This window comes from Kitasatospora phosalacinea (assembly GCF_000717185.1).
GTDB classification, from domain to species: domain Bacteria; phylum Actinomycetota; class Actinomycetes; order Streptomycetales; family Streptomycetaceae; genus Kitasatospora; species Kitasatospora phosalacinea_A.
In genome coordinates this window covers 1-13,007 of record NZ_JNYE01000040.1, presented here as the reverse complement: position 1 = coordinate 13,007, position 13,007 = coordinate 1, and the positions used below count along the sequence as shown (strand labels likewise).

The window sequence follows — 13,007 nt, the reverse complement described above, 5'->3', positions numbered from 1 at the left end:
CCCGCGGGGGTCGGCGGCCGGGCCCGTGCTCAGGTGCAGTCGGCGCCGTTCACGGTGAACCGGGTCGGTGCCGCGTTGGAGCCGGAGTACGTGGCCTGGAAGCCGAAGCTCGCGCTCGCGCCGGGCGCCAGGGTGCCGTTCCACCCGGCGTCCCGCACGGTCACGGTGCTGCCGACCTGGGAGACCGTCGCGTTCCACGCGTTGGTGATCCGCTGGTTGCCGTCGTAGCTCCAGCCGAGCGTCCAGCCGGAGACGGTGGAGGCGCCGGTGTTCTTCACCGTCACCGTCGCGGTGAACCCGTTGCCCCAGGAGCTGTCCACCCTGTACGCCACCGCGCAGGACGCCGCGGGGGGCGCGGTGTCGTCGTCCGCCTCGGTGGCCGTGAAGGTCGCCGACTGGACGCCGGAGCCGCCGAGGGTGAACAGCGCGCTGCCCGCCGCGGTGTCCGCGTCCTGCGCCGCCGACAGCGGGAGCTGCTGCGCGGTGGCCCAGTTGGCGGGGGTGAAGACCAGCGAGGAGGCGGTGGCCGACAGGTCGGTGTCGCCCGAGGTGCGGGTGACCGTCACCGTCACGTTCTGGGCGGGCGCGGCCGAGAGCTTCACCGCGACCGACGCCGAACCGCCCTCGGGGACGGTCACCGCCGCCGGGGCCACCTGCACGGCGGGCGTCGCCGGGGCCGCGCGCCGCTCGGCGGCGAACGAGGCCAGCCAGGCCAGCGAGGCGTTCCAGTTGATCGCCACCTCGTTGGTGGAGTACGAGCCGATGTCGTCGACGTAGCAGGCCGCCGGTGCGCAGCCCGCCAGCTGGGCCTCGGCGATCGGGTCCTGGAGGCCGGAGTTGGGGCCGCCCGCGAAGGAGCCGGCCGGCGGGTGCGGGAGCGAGGCGTCGTTCTGGTGCGCCCAGAAGCGGTGGTGCTCGTTCTCCGAGGCGCGCTCGCCGTAGCCGCTCACGTACGAGCGGTCCAGGGCGTTGCGGCCCAGCAGGTAGTCCATCGTCTCCAGCGCGCCGGTGCGGTAGCGGGCGGCGCCGGTCAGCTCGTAGGCGACGCCCAGCACGATCGCGTTGTTGGCGACCGAGCTGTTGGAGCCCCACACGTAGCCGTCGGGGGCGAGCGGCACCGCGTAGCCCTGGCCGCCCATGGTGGACAGGTAGCCGTCGGCGGCGGTGGTCAGCAGGCCGCGCAGCCGGGTCACGTCGTCGGCGGGCAGCGCCACGCCGGGCACGGTGGCCAGGGTGATCCGGCCGAGCGTCGCGGTGCCGCCCCACCAGAAGGCGTCCACCGGCTTGGTGTGCTGCGCGGAGGAGGTGACCGCGTCCCGGTACTGCGACTCGCCGGTGGTGGCGAGGAGTTCGGCCGCCGCCCAGTAGAACTCGTCGGAGACGTCGGCGTCCTCGTAGGCGCCGCCGCCGGTGCTGTCGGTGGCCGGGGCGAGCACGTTCGGGTTGGCCTTGGCGGCCGTCCAGGCGCGGCGGGCCGCGTCCAGGCAGCGGGCGGCGAAGGCGGAGTCGTACGGTGCGTAGACCCGGGCGCACTGGGCCGCGGTGGCGGCCAGGTTGAGCGTGGCGGCGGTCGACGGCTTGTGCAACTCGCGCTGCTGGTCGTCGAGTTCGGGGCGGGTCGGCAGGCCGGTCCACTGCGCGTCGTGGATCTTGTGGAAGGCCATCCCGGCCATCGGCTTGCCGTCCGGGACCTGCATCCGCAGCAGGAAGTCCAGCTCCCAGCGGGCCTCGTCCAGCACGTCCGGCACCCCGTTGCCGCGCTCGGGCACCCGCAGCGTGGAGTCGCCGAGGGCCGCGTCGCCGCCCGAACGGCGGGCCCGCTCGAAGGAGTTGACCAGCTCCCAGGTCGCGATGCCGCCGTTGACCACGTACTTGCCCTGGTCGCCCGCGTCGTACCAGCCGCCGCGGACGTCCAGCCGGTAGTCGCACACCCCGGCCTGGCACGGCACGCTGGTGTCGCCCTTGTTCGGGGCCACCCCCAGGTGCCCGGCGGGGCGGGCGTACGCGCTGCCGCCCGCGAGGTTCGCGTCGATCGCGAGGCCGCTGCGCTGCTGGTAGAAGAAGTTCAGGCTGTCGGAGCGCAGCCCGTCGTACAGCCCGGCCGAGATGTCGAACGGGTGGCTGGCCAGGCCGCCGACGACCAGCGTGAAGCCGCTGCCGGTACCGGTGTAGGCGCCGAAGTCCACCAGGTGGGTGGACTGGCCGGAGGCCTGGTCGGCGCCGTGCACGGTGGTGGTGCCGGCCGCGACCTGCGCGCCGGAGGAGTCGCGCAGCTGCCAGGCGAGCGGGGAGGTCGCCGAGCTGACCACGGTGGCCCGCTTGGGGCCGTCCGGCAGGTAGCCGAGCTGGTTGACCCGGACGGGGAAGTCGGCGGCCGCGGAGACGGTGGCGGCACCGGCGGTCGCCGGGGCGAGCGCGGTGGCGGTGACGCCACCGGCGGCCAGGGCCAGGCCGGTCAGCACGGCGGCCGCGCGCCGGGGGAGCCCGCGGCCGGAGGGGATCGGAGGCACGGGTGGGAGCCTTCCTGTGTGGGGGACAGGTGCAGGGGTGGTGGGAGCCCGCTAGGGGTGGGAGCGCTCCCATCCGCCCCAATGAAGCCAGCCGAGCGGTGGGCACGTCAAGAGGCGGTAAACGGAAGCGAGTTGGCGCCGGAACGGCAGGCGGAGCCGCTCCCGGCGCCGACGGACCGGCGGCGGACACCATCCGCACTGGTCACGCCCACCGCGCCCGCCCCTGTTCGGATGCGCTCCGATGCCCTACGGTCGCGCCCATGACCCTCCAGGCACCGGCCACCACCGCCGCCGGACGGCTGCTGTCCGTCCTGGCCGCCTTCGACCGGGCGGCCCCCGCCCTCACGCTCACCGAGATCAGCCGGCGCGCCGGGCTCTCCCTGCCCACCGCGCACCGGCTGCTGTCCGAGCTCGCCGGCTGGGGCGCGCTGGAGCGCGACGCCGACGGCGTCTACCACGTCGGACTGCGCCTGTTCGAACTCGGCACGCTCGCCCCGCGCGGACCGGTGCTGCGCGAGGCCGCCCTGCCGTTCCTGGAGGACCTGTACGAGGCGACCCGCGAGAACGTGCAACTCGCGGTCCGGGAGGACGGCGACGCGGTCTACGTGGAACGCCTGGCCGGCCGCTCCTCGGTCGGCGTGCGCACCCGGCTCGGCGCGCACTGGCCGCTGCACGCGACCGGCGTCGGCCTGGCCCTGCTCGCGCACGCCCCGGCCGCCTTCCAGGAGGCGTACCTGGCGGCCGAACTCGCCGCCTTCACCCCCTGGACGGTCACCGACCCGGAGCGGCTGCGGCGGATGCTGGCCCAGGTCCGCACCACCGGGCTGGCGGTGAGCGACCGCCAGGTCACCGAGGACGCGCTGTCGGTGGCGGCCCCGGTCCGCGGCCCGGGCGGCGAGGTGGTCGCGGCGGTCTCCGTCGTGGTGCGCGCCCCGGGCAGCGCCGCCGCGCTCGGCCCCGCCGTGCGGCTCGCGGCGCGCGGCATCTCCCGGGCACTGGGGCCCGTCCGGCGGTCCCCGCCGGGTGCCGGCGCGACGCGGGCCGCCGACCGGGCCCCGACGACCGGCCGGGCGGAGCCTTTCGCCTGACGGAAGTCCCGTTGTCGGCCCGCGGGGGCGCTGGGAGCCTCGTCGCATCCCGCTGCACCCCCACCATTCCAGGGACGGCTCCCATGACACAGTTCGCCCGCAACCAGTGGTACGTCGCCGCGTACGCGGCCGAAGTCGGCGAGGAACTGCTCGGCCGCACGATCCTCGGCGAGCCCGTGGTGCTCTACCGCGCGCAGCAGGACGGCCGGGCGGTCGCCCTGGCGGACCGCTGCGTGCACCGTCGCTTCCCGCTCTCCGAGAGCCGCCGCGAGGGCGACGCGATCACGTGCGGCTACCACGGCTTCACCTACGACCGCACCGGCGCCTGCGTCTCCGTCCCCGGGCAGACCCGGGTCCCGCGCACCGCGCGGGTCGCCGCCTACCCCGTCGTCGAGCAGGACTCGCTGGTGTGGATCTGGGTCGGCGACCCGTCCGCCGCCGACGGGAGCCGCGTCCCGCGCGCCCCGCACCTGGCCGACCCGGCGATGACGACGGTGCGCGGCATGGAGCCGATCGACGCCGACTACGGCCTGCTGGTGGACAACCTGCTCGACCTCTCGCACGAGACGTACCTGCACGGCGGGTACATCGGCACCCCCGAGGTGGCCGCCACCCCGATCACCACCGAGGTGGACGAGGAGGCGGGCGTCGTCCGGGTCTCGCGGCACATGCCCGACGCGGAGTGCCCGCCGTTCTACGCCCGCTCCACCGGCATCGAGGGCCGGATCAGCCGGCTCCAGGACATCGAGTACTTCGCGCCCTGCCTGTACCTGCTGCACAGCCGGATCACCCCGGTCGGGCAGTCCGCGCCGGTCTTCCGCACCGAGATCACCTACGCGATCACCCCGTCGGAGCCCGGCAAGGTCTACGACTTCTGGGCCGTCTCGCGGGACTTCGCGCTCGGCGACGAGGACGTCACCGCGTTCCTGCGGGACTTCAACCACACCGTGGTCATGCAGGACGTCGACGCCCTCAACCTGCTGCAGCGGGCCCTGGACAGCGAGCCCGGCCCCTACCAGGAGCTCAGCATCAACATCGACACCGGCGCGCTGGCCGCCCGCCGGATCCTCGCCGCGCTGGCCGCCGCGGGCACCGACCGGGCCGGCGCGTGAGCGGCGGCCCGGAGCGCCGGGTGTACCGCGTCGCCTGGCTGCCCGGCGGCGACGTGCTGGACGCCCGCTGCTCCTGCGGCGCGCACCGCAGCCTGCCGGACCCGGTCGCCGCGTGGACCTGGCTGCTCGACCACCCCCGCCACGCCGCCCCGCCGCCGGAAGGAGAATGGCCGTGACCGCGCCCGAACCGACCCTGGACCTGCTCGTCACCGGCCGCCGGGACGAGGCCGAGGGCGTCGTCTCGCTCACCCTGGCCCGCCCCGACGGCGGCTCGCTGCCCGCCTGGACGCCCGGCGCCCACCTCGACCTGCTGCTCGGCGACGGGCTGGAACGCCAGTACTCGCTGTGCGGGGACCCGGCCGACGCCGCCGCCTGGACCGTCGCCGTGCGGCGCGAACCTGGCGGGCGCGGCGGCTCCGCCCACGTCCACGACGCGCTCCACGAGGGCGCGGCCGTCCGGGCGCGGGGCCCGCGCAACCACTTCGCGCTGCTGCCCGCCCCGCGGTACCTGTTCGTCGCGGGCGGCATCGGGATCACGCCGCTGGTGCCGATGCTCGCCGCCGCCGAAGCGGCCGGCGCCGACTGGAACCTGCTCTACGTCGGCCGCTCCCGCGCCACGATGGCCTTCGCCGGGCACCTCGCCGACCGCTACGGGCCGCGCGTCCTGCTCCGGCCCCGGGACGAGACGGCCCGGCCCGACCTGGCCGCCCACCTCGACGCCCTGGACGGCCGGGCCGAGGTCTACTGCTGCGGCCCCCTCCCGCTGCTGGAGGCCGTCGAACGGCACCGCGCACAGGCCGGGCGGCCGCCCGCGCACGTCGAGCGGTTCCGGCCGCGCGAACCCGCGGGCGCCGGGCCGGAGCGCGCCTTCACCCTGGTGCTGGCCCGCTCCGGGCTCACCCTGACCGTGCCCGCGGACGCCTCGGTGCTCGACACCGTCCGCGGGGCGGGGGTCGACGTCCTCTACTCCTGCGGGCAGGGCACCTGCGGGACGTGCGAGACCGACGTCCTGGACGGGCACCCCGAGCACCGCGACTCGCTGCTCACCGAGGCGGAGCGGGCGGAGTCCGCCAGCATGATGGTCTGCGTCTCGCGCTGCCTGGGGGAGCGGCTGGTGCTCGACCTGTGAGCGGTCACCCGGTGGCGGTGGTGTCCATCAGCCGGGCGGCCTCCTGGCCCGCGGCGGCGGCGACCTGCCGGGCGATGGTGCGGAACAGCTCCTCGGCCCGGATCGCGGGCCAGTCGGCCGGGAGGTGCTCGGCGGGCAGGTGCGGATCCCGCCGGACGAGTTCCAGCCAGTCGGTGTGGAGCAGGAGCTGGCGCCGCAGGGGGTCGTCGGGCTCGGACGCGGGACCGCTCCAGCGCTCCAGGAACGCCCGGTAGTCGGCGGCGATGGCCTCGGTGTCGAAGGCGGACTCCACCACCTGCGCCACCTCGGTCGGTTGCAGTACCGTGCCCCGGAAGACCCGGAGGTGGGCGTCGAGGTCGAGGTCGCCGAGCAGCGCGGCGACGTCCGCCTCGCCCGGTGCCACCCACAGGCCGTTCTGCAGCGGCCCGAAGCCGCCCCAGGTCAGCCGGGAGCGCAGGTCGTGGCGCTGGCGGCGCCAGGCCTCCGGCAGCGAGAACCCGACCAGGGTCCACTGCCCCCGCCAGTGCCGGTTGACCGCCCCGGTGCTCCAGACCCGGTCGTGGCCGTCCTGGAGGACGGAGACGGCCCGCTGGGTGAGGCCGAAGTACATCTTGCGCCCCTGCCGGTGGCGGGTGAGCAGGCCGCGGTTGACCATCCGGGCCAGCGTGGAGCGCACCGCCTCCTCGGTGACGCCGACCCGTTCGAAGATCTCGATGACGGAGCCGGAGGACAGGGCGACGTCCCGCCCCAGGAGGTGGACGCCGAAGAAGGTGAGCATCAGGGACTGGGGGCGCGGGGCGGGGTCGAGATCGATCACGGGCCCAGCCTAGGACCCCGGCACGGGCAGCAGGGGCGGGCACCGCAATATTCGGCAATATCTTGACGGCTAACACGAATCTGCCTAGGTTGAGGCCGGTTCCACCCCGGTTCCACCCCGGTCCCACCCCCCGAAGGAGAAACACCATGGATCTCAACGGCAAGGTCGCCGTGGTCACCGGCAGCGGCCGCGGCCTCGGACTCGCCTACGCCGAGGCGCTCGCCGCCGCCGGCGCGGCGGTCGTGGTCAACGACGTGGACGCCGGGGCGGCGGCCGCCGCGGTGGAGGGGATCGCGGCGGCGGGCGGCCGGGCGGTCGCCGAGGTCGGCGCGGTCGGCTCCGCGGAGACCGCCGAGGCGCTGGTCGCGCGGGCCGTCGACGCGTTCGGACGGCTGGACGTGATGGTCACCAACGCGGGCGTCCTGCGCGACCGGGTGCTGTGGAAGATGTCCGACGAGGACTTCGACGCGGTCGTCCGGGTGCACCTGCGCGGCACCTTCACCTGCGTGCGCGCCGCCGTGGCGCGGATGCGCGAGCAGGGCGAGGGCGGCCGCATCGTCGTCGCGGGCTCCCCGGCGGGCCAGCGCGGCAACTTCGGCCAGACCAACTACGCCGCCGCCAAGGCCGGGATCGCCGCCATGGTCCGCACCTGGGCGATGGAACTGGCCAAGGCGGGCATCACCGCCAACGCGGTGATCCCGGTCGCCGCCACCGCGATGACCAGGACCATCCCCGCCTTCGCCCCGCACGTCGACGCGCTGGAGCAGCACGGCACCCCGCTGCCGGACGACCTGCGCAAGGGCGAGGGCTTCGGCACCCCCGAGGACGTCGCCTCCCTGGTCACCTACCTCGCCTCCGACGCCTCCGCGGCCGTCACCGGCCAGTGCATCGGCATCGGCGGCGACAAGCTGGCCCTGTGGTCGCACCCGCAGGAGGTCTCGGTCGCCTACGCGGACGGCGGCTGGAGCGCCGACGCGATCGCCGAGGCCTGGCCGGTGTCGGTCGGACGGGTGCCCGAGACCTACGGCATCCCCGCCCCGCGGACCCGAACGGCGGCCGCCCGATGAGCCCCCAGCAGCCCCGCCTGTCGCTCGACGACCTGGTCGCGATCGACGTCCACACCCACGCCGAGGTCTCGGAGGGCGGGCAGGGCTCGCTCTCCGCCGAACTCGACGCCGCGGCCGGCGCCTACTTCCACGCCGACCACCGCCGCCCGACCCTGCCGGAGATCGCCGCCCACTACCGCGAGCGGAAGATGGCCTGCGTGGTCTTCACCGTGGACGCGGAGGCCGCCACCGGCACCCCGGCCGTCCCCAACGAGGAGGTCGCCGAGGCCGCCCGCCGGAACCCCGACGTGATCATCCCGTTCGCCAGCATCGACCCGCACAAGGGCCGTGCCGGGGCGCGCCAGGTGCGCCGCCTGGTCGAGGAGCACGGCGTCCGCGGCTTCAAGTTCCACCCCAACGTGCAGGCCTTCTTCCCGAACGACCGGCTCGCCTACCCGCTGTACGAGGCGATCGAGGAGGCCGGGGCGATCGCGGTCTTCCACACCGGGCAGACCGGCATCGGCGCCGGGGCGCCCGGCGGCGGGGGCATCCGGCTAAAGTACTCCGACCCGATGCTGGTGGACGACGTCGCCGCGGACTTCCCCGGCATGCCGATCGTCCTGGCGCACCCGTCCTTCCCCTGGCAGGACGAGGCACTGGCGGTGGCCACCCACAAGCCGCAGGTGTACATCGACCTGTCCGGCTGGTCGCCGAAGTACTTCCCGCCGCAACTGGTGAAGTACGCCAACAGCCTGCTGCAGGACAAGGTCCTGTTCGGCTCCGACTACCCGCTCATCAGCCCCGACCGCTGGCTGGCCGACTTCGCGCAGCTGCCGATCAAGGACGAGGTGCGGCCGAAGATCCTCAAGCAGAACGCCGCCCGCCTGCTCGGCCTCGACCAGCAGCAGTGACGCAGACGGAGGTCTCCCGCGTTGCACAACGAAGGCATCGGTTCCTGGCCCGCCCGCCGGGCCCGTAGGACACCGCACCGCACCGCCCTGCTCCACGAGGGCCGCTCCACCAGCTACGCCGAACTGCACCGCAGGACCAGCCGCCTGGCCCACCTCCTGCACCTGCGGGGGGTGCGCCGCGGCGACCGGGTCGCCTTCCTCGGCCCCAACCACCCCGCCTTCCTGGAGGCCCTCTTCGCCGCGGGCCGGCTGGGCGCCGTCTTCGTCCCCCTCAACACCAGGCTGGCCCCGCCGGAGCTGCGCTACCAGCTCCGCGACAGCGGCAGCTCCCTGCTGCTGACGGTCCGCCAGGACGCCGCGCTGCTCGACGAGCTGTCCCGGGACGCCGAGGTGTGTGAGGTCGAGGGGGAGGAGTACGAGGCCCGGCTCGCGGACGCCCCCGACGCGCCGCTGGACCTGCCGGTGACCCACCAGGACCCGTGCATGATCATGTACACCTCGGGGACCACCGGCCGCCCCAAGGGCACCCTGCTGACCCACGGCAACACCGTGTGGAACAGCCTCAACGTGGTGGTCGACGTCGACCTCTCCGGCGACGAGGTCACCCTGGTCAGCGCACCCCTGTTCCACACCGCCGCGCTCAACATGACCTGCCTGCCGACCCTCCTCAAGGGCGGCACCGCCGTCCTGGAGTCCGGCTTCGACGCCGAGCGCACCCTCGTGCTGGTCGAACGGCTCGGCGTCACCTGCCTGTTCGGCGTCCCGGCGATGTACGACGCGATGGCCCAGGCGCCCGGCTGGGCCGCGGCGGACCTGGGCAGCCTGCGCCACCTGATGTGCGGCGGCGCGCCGGTGCCCGCCCGCACCATCCGCGCCTACCTCGACCGCGGGCTGGCGTTCGTCCAGGGCTACGGCATGACCGAGGCGGCGCCCGGCGTGCTGCTGCTCGACCGGGCGGACGCCCTGGAACGGGCCGGGACCGCCGGGGTGCCGCACTTCTTCACCGACGTCCGCCTGCTCGACCCGGCCGGCGAGGAGGTCGGCCCGGGCGAACCCGGCGAGGTGGTGGTCAGCGGCCCCAACGTCACCCCCGGCTACTGGGGGCTGCCGCGGGAGACCGCGGACGCCTACCACGAGGGCCGCTGGTTCCGCTCCGGCGACGTCGCCGTCCGGGACGAGGACGGCTACGTCCGGCTGGTCGACCGCCTCAAGGACATGATCATCTCCGGCGGGGAGAACATCTACCCCGCCGAGGTGGAGGACGCCCTGCTCGAACACCCCGCCGTCGCCGAGTGCGCCGTCTTCGGCGTCCCCGACGAGAGGTGGGGCGAGGTGGGCCGGGCCGTCGTGGTGCTCCAGCCCGGCGCCACCGCGAGCGCCGAGGAGGTCCTCGCCCACCTCGACGGCCGACTCGCCCGCTACAAGATCCCCAAGTCCGTCCGCTTCACCGACGCGCTGCCCCGCAGCGGCGCGGGCAAGCTCCTCAAGGGGCCGATCCGCACCGCCCACGGGCAGGCCTGACCGCTCCCCGCGCCCCGGCGCCATGCTGCGCCCTCGGCGCGCCACCAGGAAGGACCCCCGCGTGCCCCGCACCGTCCACGGCCTCACCGACCTGCTCGCCCTCGGCGGCACCGACCTCGGCCACAGCCAGTGGCTGGAGATCGCCCAGGACCGGGTGAACACCTTCGCCGACGCCACCGGCGACCACCAGTGGATCCACACCGACCCCGAACGCGCCGCCGCCGGACCGTTCGGCGGCCCGATCGCCCACGGCTACCTGACGCTCTCGCTGCTCATCCCGCTGTGGAGCGAACTGCTCCAGGTCGAGGGCGTCGGCATGGCCGTCAACTACGGCCTCAACAAGGTCCGCTTCCCCTCGCCGGTCAAGGTCGGCGCCAAGATCCGCGCCCGCGGCGCGATCGCCTCGGTCGCGGAGGTGAAGGGCGGCGTAGAGCTGACCGTGGACCTGACCGTCGAGATCGACGGCGGGGCCAAGCCCGCGGCCGTGGCCCAGGCCGTCTACCGCTTCTACGCCTGAGCGCGGCCTCCGGCGCTCCCACCTCCGACGGCCCTGAACGGCGCGAGCGGCTGCCCCGAGCGGGGTGGCCGCTCGCGCCGTTCGGCAGGTGCGGGGCAGGTGCGGGGCGCGGCGGGCGGCCGTCAATACTGTGCAGATTATTGACGGCCGACAAAGAATAGCCCTACATTCGCCGCACGGCCGGTACCCCGCCCTCGGTGCCCACTCGAACCGGCCCGCGCCCGGTGCCCAGCCGCTCCCCTCCGCGCGAACGCCGCTCCCGGCTCCGGCCCCCGACCGGGCCCCGGCTCGCGCCCTCCCCCAGGAGAAACACCCATGGCCACCCCCACCCACGCGCCCGCACGCGCTGCCCAGGGCGGACCCGCCCTGCGCCGCGGCACCCTCGTCGCCGGACTGCTCGCCGTCTGCACGGCCCAGATCGGCCTCGCCATCCCGGCCACCCTCAACGGCCTCTTCCAGAGCCAACTGCACCCCGTCGGCTCGCAGTTGACGTGGATCTCGGACGCCTTCCTGCTGCCGGTCGCGGTACTGGAACTCACCTTCGGCCTGCTCGGCGACCTGCTCGGCCGCAAGCGGCTGCTGGTCGGCGGAGCCGCACTGCTGGCCGTCGGAGAGATCGTCAGCACCACCGCCAACGGCATCCACCAGCTCTGGGTCGGCCAGGCCCTGGCCGGCCTCGGAGCCGCCGCGCTCTTCCCGACCTCGCTGGCGATCCTCGCCGCGGGCGCCGCCACCACCGCCCAGCGGGCCAAGGTCGTCGCCCTGTGGGCCGCCCTGCTCTCCACCGGCGGCTTCGTCGCCCCGCTGATCGGCGGCATCACCGCCACCTACGGCTCCTGGCGCTGGGCCTTCGTCGTGGTCACCCTGATCGGCGCGGCCAGCGCCCTGACCAGTGCCTTCTGCGCCGGCGAGTCGCGCGCCCCGGAAGGCCGCTCGCTCGACCTGCCGGGCCAACTCACCATCGGCGTCGGCCTGTTCGCCCTGCTCTACGCGATCATCCAGGGTCCCGAGGACGGCTGGACCGCCACCCCCGTGCTGATCGCCCTCGTCCTGGCCGTGCTCGGCCTGGCCGGCTTCGTGGCCGCCGAACTGCGGTCCTCCTCGCCGCTGCTGCGCCTGGACCTGTTCCGCAACCGCTCCTTCGCGGTCGCCTCCGTCATCACCGTGGTCGGCATGTTCAGCTTCCTCGGCACCGCCTACTCGGTCAGCATCCGGCTCGGCCCCGTCCAGGAACTGCCCCCCATGCGGACCGCCCTGGCCTTCCTGCTGCTCAACGGCATCGCCCTGGCCATGCTGCCGGTCACCCACCGGCTGCTGAACGCGGTGGCGCCGCGCCTGCTGCTCGGCTCCGGCCTGCTGCTGATCGCGGCCGGCAACTACTGGGCGGCCGCCCTGCCGGTCCACGACCACTCCTTCCTCCCGCTGATCGCGCCGCTCGCCCTGGTCGGCCTCGGCTTCGCCGTGACCGTCTCCTCCGTCACCGCCACCGCCGTCACCACCGTGCCCCCGCACCTGGCCGGCATGGCCAGTGCCACCACCAACCTGCTGCGCGACTTCGGCTTCACCCTGGGCCCCGCCGTGATCGGCGCGATCGCCCTCAGCCGGGCCAGCGACCACTTCACCAGCACGCTCGGTGCCGCCGACCTGCCCGCCCCGCTCAAGGGCGCGGGCACCGCCATCCTGGAGGAGGGCGGCCCGCTCGCCGTCAACGGAGCCTCGGCGGCCTCGCCGAAGCTCTCCGCACTGCACCCGCTCGCCGAGAGCGCGCTCGGCACCGGCTACTCGCTCGGCTTCGTGGTCTGCGGCTGCGCCGCGCTGTTCGCCGCCCTGCTCGCGCTGCTGGCCCTGCGAGGCCGCGCCGCGGCCGAGGAGCCGACGCCCGTCGGCTGAGCACCGCCGACCCCGGCAGCCGAGCTCCGGCAACCGAACTCCGGCAGCCGGGCCCCGGTAAACGGGATCCGGCAGACCGGCGGCGAGCCGTGAGGCCGTCGGCCCGCACCAGCACCACCACCCGATGCCGCCCTCCCCGCGGGGGCGGGGCCGGGCAGCCCACGACCGCGGCACCCCCTCGGCTGGGGCGGCCCTTGACCGCGGTGCTCCCGTGGCTGCCGGCTCTTGACCGCGGCAGCTTCCGACCGCGGTGCTCCCGTGGCCGCGGCGCACCCTTGGCTGCGGCAGCTCCCGACCGCGGTGCTCCCGTGGCCGCGGCGCACCCTTGGCTGCGGCAGCTCCCGACCGCGCTGCCCCCTCGGCTGCGGCGGCTCTTCACCGCGGCACCCCCCACGACCGCGGCAGCCCTCGACCGCGGCGGGAGAACGGCCCTGCCTCCACGGCGTGCTTCCGCCGCCCGCCCACC

11 protein-coding genes are annotated in these 13,007 nt (G+C 75.0%); 9 read left to right on the top strand and 2 right to left on the bottom strand.

What is annotated here, in order from left to right:
• Positions 1-29: 29 nt before the first annotated feature.
• Positions 30-2,510, bottom strand: a complete 2,481-nt coding sequence (locus OO57_RS18485) for a glycoside hydrolase family 9 protein (RefSeq protein ID WP_033253636.1) — start codon at positions 2,508-2,510, stop codon at positions 30-32.
• A 260-nt stretch (positions 2,511-2,770) separates the two neighbouring features.
• Between OO57_RS18485 and OO57_RS18480 the strand changes: the two genes are divergently transcribed.
• The 4 genes from OO57_RS18480 (at position 2,771) to OO57_RS18465 (ending at position 5,839) form a co-directional block, all read left to right on the top strand.
• Positions 2,771-3,598 (top strand): IclR family transcriptional regulator, encoded by an 828-nt coding sequence (locus tag OO57_RS18480; protein WP_051777925.1) that lies wholly within the window; start codon positions 2,771-2,773, stop codon positions 3,596-3,598.
• Positions 3,599-3,681: 83 nt separating this feature from the next.
• Positions 3,682-4,710, top strand: coding sequence for an aromatic ring-hydroxylating dioxygenase subunit alpha (locus OO57_RS18475; RefSeq protein WP_033253635.1), 1,029 nt, complete (start codon positions 3,682-3,684; stop codon positions 4,708-4,710).
• 20 nt (positions 4,711-4,730) lie between these two features.
• Positions 4,731-4,886, top strand: a complete 156-nt coding sequence (locus tag OO57_RS18470; RefSeq protein ID WP_234337397.1) for a hypothetical protein — start codon at positions 4,731-4,733, stop codon at positions 4,884-4,886.
• The gene (locus OO57_RS18465) at positions 4,877-5,839 is read left to right on the top strand and encodes a PDR/VanB family oxidoreductase (RefSeq protein WP_033253633.1); all 963 of its coding nucleotides are present in this window, start codon (positions 4,877-4,879) and stop codon (positions 5,837-5,839) included. Before OO57_RS18470 ends, OO57_RS18465 begins: the two co-directional genes overlap by 10 nt.
• 4 nt (positions 5,840-5,843) lie before the next feature.
• On the opposite strand, the gene OO57_RS18460 is transcribed toward OO57_RS18465, so the two are convergent.
• The gene (locus OO57_RS18460) at positions 5,844-6,656 is read right to left on the bottom strand and encodes a PaaX family transcriptional regulator C-terminal domain-containing protein (protein ID WP_033253632.1); all 813 of its coding nucleotides are present in this window, start codon (positions 6,654-6,656) and stop codon (positions 5,844-5,846) included.
• A gap of 146 nt (positions 6,657-6,802) precedes the next feature.
• Here OO57_RS18460 and OO57_RS18455 point away from each other — a divergent pair, with 146 nt between their 5' ends.
• From OO57_RS18455 to OO57_RS18435, 5 genes are all read left to right on the top strand, one after another.
• Positions 6,803-7,723 (top strand): SDR family oxidoreductase, encoded by a 921-nt coding sequence (locus OO57_RS18455; protein WP_033253631.1) that lies wholly within the window; start codon positions 6,803-6,805, stop codon positions 7,721-7,723.
• Entirely contained in the window at positions 7,720-8,613 is an 894-nt protein-coding gene (locus OO57_RS18450) for an amidohydrolase family protein (protein ID WP_033253630.1), read from the top strand. Before OO57_RS18455 ends, OO57_RS18450 begins: the two co-directional genes overlap by 4 nt.
• A gap of 21 nt (positions 8,614-8,634) precedes the next feature.
• Entirely contained in the window at positions 8,635-10,134 is a 1,500-nt protein-coding gene (locus tag OO57_RS18445; RefSeq protein WP_033253629.1) for an acyl-CoA synthetase, read from the top strand.
• Between the two features lie 61 nt (positions 10,135-10,195).
• The gene (locus tag OO57_RS18440) at positions 10,196-10,651 is read left to right on the top strand and encodes a MaoC family dehydratase (protein WP_033253628.1); all 456 of its coding nucleotides are present in this window, start codon (positions 10,196-10,198) and stop codon (positions 10,649-10,651) included.
• Between the two features lie 315 nt (positions 10,652-10,966).
• Positions 10,967-12,541: an MFS transporter gene (locus OO57_RS18435; protein WP_033253627.1), complete on the top strand. Its 1,575-nt coding sequence runs from the start codon at positions 10,967-10,969 to the stop codon at positions 12,539-12,541.
• The last annotated feature ends 466 nt before the right edge of the window (positions 12,542-13,007 follow it).

What these genes read in the sequence shown, in the direction of transcription:
- OO57_RS18480 (WP_051777925.1), top strand. Translation starts at nt 2,771, where the DNA reads ATGACCCTCCAGGCACCGGCCACCACCGCCGCCGGACGGCTGCTGTCC.
- OO57_RS18475 (WP_033253635.1), top strand. Translation starts at nt 3,682, where the DNA reads ATGACACAGTTCGCCCGCAACCAGTGGTACGTCGCCGCGTACGCGGCC.
- OO57_RS18465 (WP_033253633.1), top strand. Translation starts at nt 4,877, where the DNA reads ATGGCCGTGACCGCGCCCGAACCGACCCTGGACCTGCTCGTCACCGGC.
- OO57_RS18455 (WP_033253631.1), top strand. Translation starts at nt 6,803, where the DNA reads ATGGATCTCAACGGCAAGGTCGCCGTGGTCACCGGCAGCGGCCGCGGC.
- OO57_RS18450 (WP_033253630.1), top strand. Translation starts at nt 7,720, where the DNA reads ATGAGCCCCCAGCAGCCCCGCCTGTCGCTCGACGACCTGGTCGCGATC.
- OO57_RS18435 (WP_033253627.1), top strand. Translation starts at nt 10,967, where the DNA reads ATGGCCACCCCCACCCACGCGCCCGCACGCGCTGCCCAGGGCGGACCC.